Source organism: Streptomyces kebangsaanensis (assembly GCF_001906585.1).
Lineage (GTDB): Bacteria > Actinomycetota > Actinomycetes > Streptomycetales > Streptomycetaceae > Streptomyces > Streptomyces kebangsaanensis.
Genome location: NZ_JUJA01000096.1, coordinates 1 through 3644 on the forward strand (window position 1 = coordinate 1; position 3644 = coordinate 3644).

Below are 3644 nucleotides of genomic sequence, written 5' to 3' on the forward strand. Positions count from 1 at the left end.
CAGATCGGCTCGACGCCGCCGAAGCGGCCCTTGTGCTCGTCGATGAACGCTACGAGCGTGTGTGTGGCCGGTCGAGCTCGGCCGCGAAGAAAGACGCCGCGGCTTTGAGGATCTCGTTCGCCCGCTTCAGCTCGGCATTCTCCTTCTTCAGCCGCTTCAGCTCGGCGGACTCCTCCGTCGTGGTGCCCGGCCGGGTGCCGGCGTCGATCCGGTCCTGCCGGACCCGCTTGCGCAGGGTCTCGGTCGTGCCGATCCCGAGCTTGAAGGCGACCGCCTTCATCGCGGCCCACTCGGTGTCGTACTCCGGCCGCACCTCGGCGACCATCCGCACCGCACGACGGCGCAGCTCAAGCGGGTAGGGGGAAGGACGTGCCATGACTCGATCCCCTCAAACGATCGAGTCCCTATCGAACCCGGAACGATTCAGCCCTGCGTGCCCTGGACGACGTGGAGCGAGCGCGAGCTGAGGCGGACATTTTGCGGCGCCGGCTCCGCGATGCAGGCCGCTACGACGACACCGTCGTCGTCGAGCAGCCCTGGGGAGTGCCGGACTCGTTCGAGGAGTTGTGGGAGTGGTTGGACGACTTCGAGGGGGCCCTGGTCACTGCAGACAGGAGCAAGGCGCTCGAACTGGACGAGGGGGAACGGGCTCGTGTGTGGGCGGCGAAGGCGTGGAACGCGTTCCGGGCACTGGACTCCTACACACAGGCTGCCCGGGAGGGTTTCAACGGAGGCTTCTACCAGCACTGCACGTCGGATCGGCCGGGGGCGGTGAACTGGCCGCTCAAGCAGTTTGCCCCAGCCGAGTCCGACACGACGATGAACCGGTGGGGCGCGGAACGGATCTTCGCGGTGCCCGAGGATGTGGACCCCTCGGGGCGCAAGGAGATGCAGGCCCACCTGAAACTCGGCTCCAAGGGCAGCACCTCGCCGAGGATCTACTTCCTGGACGACACGCAAGGCATCACAGGTCGGGTGATCGTGGGCTACATCGGGCCCCACCTGACCAACACGAAGACCAACTGAAGCAGGCCTGTGCCCGGGTGCCCGGTCAAGATCACGCCTTGACCGGGCACCACGCCATGACTTCCGCCCGGCACGTTGAACGATACCGAGACGGTCGAGACCCGGGTCTGCGAGGAGTGCGGTTCGGAGATCGAGACAGTCCCGTACTTCACAGCTCCGCCCAAAGAGGCCACGGCCGACTTCAGCCGCTGAGCAAGCCGCCTCAGCGCCCCGGCTACACTCCGCCTTCATGACGACGATCTACACGACCCGGGAGTGGAACGGCTATGGGAAGCAGAACTACTACTGGCACGAGTACCGGCTCGAAGGCGACACCGTCGTCAAGTACAAGTGCCACCGGCAGAAGTTCTTCGATGGCGATGAGAACGGCTGGGACAAGGACGAATCAATCGTGGAGTCCTGGGGACTTGACGAGCCGAGCATGCCCGACTGGCTGAGGCAGTATCTCTGACTGCGCCCCTACTGCTGTAGCCCTGGAACGCGCCGAAAGCCACTCCGACGAGCAGCCCGGCATCGCCGAGCCGCTCAGCGGCGCCCGCCGCATGGCCTTCTACCGCGAGCTCGGCCAGGCCCCGATCGACCGGGTTCAGGCTGTCTTGACCCGCTGGTGGTGCGAGGCCGAGCTGGACGCCGATCCCGAGCAGGACCGGATCATCGCCGCCGCCCGCGCCGGCACCCTGCCCACGGTCACCATGGCCGACGTCGTACGCCTGCGCCGCGAGCGGGGCGGAGAGCTGCCGGGTGAGTGACACCGATCCCGACGACCTGTGGCCGGTCGAGCCGTCCGAGGCCATCCAGGACATGCTCGCTGACCCGAAACTGCCCGTCGAACTGTTCTCCGCGATCGTCGCGCTCACCGTCGAATTCGTCGAGGACCCGTGGCTGCCGGACAGCACCGCGCGCGACAGCGCCGGCGACTGGCGCCGACTCCCAATCCCTCACGGCTGCGGCCTGGTCGAGTACGTCATCGACACCAACCACCACCACGTCGTACGCTTGACCCGGTTGACGTCCTCCCGGCACTAACGGACCGGGATTCCGGCCGCGACCGGAGGCGACCCGACTGCATCCGTCTCACGGCGCGCTCGCGGCCACCGTCGGCTCCGCCCGCCTGACCTCCGCCCTCACCGACATGCACCAGGCCGCCAGCGTGCCGGCCACCTGGTGAGCACCACCAGCACGCCGAAGGGCGGCCCCGACTCGGGGCCGCCCTTCGCGCTGCCGCAGCAGGACCAGCGCGGTGTCACGGCGCGGGGGCCGGCTGGTCCTGACTGGTCCGCTGGCCGGGGATAGTCGCGGCCGGGTTGAGGTCGAGCCGGTAGCTCATGTTCAGCTCGAACCGGCCGTAGGGGTTGATGTGGGTCCAGAACAGCGGGGACAGGGCCCGCCGGTCGGCGTCAGTCAGGCGTTCGGCCCACTCGGGGTCGGCGAGGATCTGCTGAAGCAGCAGGGTGTTGACGTGGACCAGGGCGGACTGAAGGAGGTGCAGGGCGAGCATGGACACCTCCTGCGACTCCTTGTCCTTGCCGGTCAGGTCGCCGTCCTTGCCGTAGAACAGGTCCTTGTTCGCGCTGTTCCAGTTCTCCACTACCTGCAAGCCCTCGTGGATCTCCCGGCGCATCTCGGCGTCGGCGAGGTAGTCGCAGATGAACGCCGTACGCACCGCCCGCCCCAGCTCCTCGATCGCCCGGTAGGTCGGGTGCTTGGGGCCGCCGCGGGTGAAGCGCCGCAGCACCTGCTCGGCCTCGGCGGTGCCCAGCCGCAGCGCGGTGGTGTACTTCACGATCTGGTCGTACTGCTGGCGGATCAGCTCCCAGTCGACGGTGCGGGTGGACAGCACCGGCGCCAGGGTGGGCCAGTTGTCGTCCTCCCCGGCGGCCGGCCGGTACAGCCGGGAGGAGCCGATGTTCTTCAGCCTCGGCATCAGCTTGAAGTCGAGCATGTGGGCGAAGGCGAACCCGACGATCGATGCGCCGTGGGTATCGGTGTACTGCCGGTCCACGACCATCTCGGTGCAGTGCCGCAGCACGCCCTCGATCATCGAGGCGACCTCGGAAGCCGAACACGACTTCAGCTGCGAGTAGATGCACACCGACTTCCGCTCGACGTGCCAGTAGATCATCACGCCGGGCCCGCGGTAGCGCTGGTGCCACTCGGTCATGAAGTTGCTCGACCACGCCCCGAACTTGCGGCTGTCGGACGCGCACGCCGTCCCCGTGCCCCACCAACCCTCGTCACGGGCGACGAAAGTGGCGTTGACCAGCTTCGTCACCGCCGCGCGCAAGTTGTCCCGGTTGACGAACAGGTGCCGCACCCGGCGCAGGACCGCCTCCGACTCGCCGTGCTTGCCGGTGGCCACCACTCGCTTGATGCCCATGTTCGTGCCCAGCGCGAACAGCACCAGCAGCAGCCGGCGCCGCAGGACCTCCCTCGGCAGCCGCTCGCTGGTGGCCACCGAGGTGAACTCGCCGGTGAAGCCGGTGTCGAACTCGGCTTCCTTGATGATGTCCAGCAGGTCGATGGTCCCCCAGCGCCTCTCCATCTCGGCCTTGATGGCGACCAGGTTCTCCGGCTCCTCCAGCTTCGGCTGGGGAGAGACCTTGATCCACGGCTCGCCG

Annotated in this window: 5 protein-coding genes and 1 pseudogene; 4 read left to right on the plus strand and 2 right to left on the minus strand. The window is 67.8% G+C overall.

Annotation, left to right across the window (positions count from 1 at the left end):
- Window positions 1-376 (minus strand): annotated as a pseudogene (locus RH94_RS13975) (IS3-like element ISMyma3 family transposase); the annotation flags it as partial.
- A gap of 101 nt (window positions 377-477) precedes the next feature.
- On the opposite strand from RH94_RS13975, the gene RH94_RS13980 reads away from it, so the two are divergent.
- From RH94_RS13980 to RH94_RS13995, 4 genes are all read left to right on the plus strand, one after another.
- Entirely contained in the window at window positions 478-1026 is a 549-nt protein-coding gene (locus RH94_RS13980; protein WP_073947928.1) for a hypothetical protein, read from the plus strand.
- 229 nt (window positions 1027-1255) lie between these two features.
- Window positions 1256-1477, plus strand: coding sequence for a hypothetical protein (locus tag RH94_RS13985; protein WP_073947929.1), 222 nt, complete (start codon window positions 1256-1258; stop codon window positions 1475-1477).
- Window positions 1478-1568: 91 nt separating this feature from the next.
- Window positions 1569-1775 carry a hypothetical protein gene (locus tag RH94_RS40725; RefSeq protein WP_060950820.1) on the plus strand — a complete coding sequence of 69 codons (207 nt, stop codon included), beginning with the start codon at window positions 1569-1571 and terminating at the stop codon, window positions 1773-1775.
- Window positions 1768-2052, plus strand: a complete 285-nt coding sequence (locus tag RH94_RS13995; RefSeq protein ID WP_073947931.1) for a hypothetical protein — start codon at window positions 1768-1770, stop codon at window positions 2050-2052. The genes RH94_RS40725 and RH94_RS13995 overlap by 8 nt, the downstream gene beginning before the upstream one ends.
- 217 nt (window positions 2053-2269) lie before the next feature.
- Here RH94_RS13995 and RH94_RS41355 read toward each other — a convergent pair.
- Window positions 2270-3644: Tn3 family transposase (locus RH94_RS41355; RefSeq protein ID WP_199880945.1), on the minus strand; the 1375-nt coding region annotated here is incomplete at its 5' end.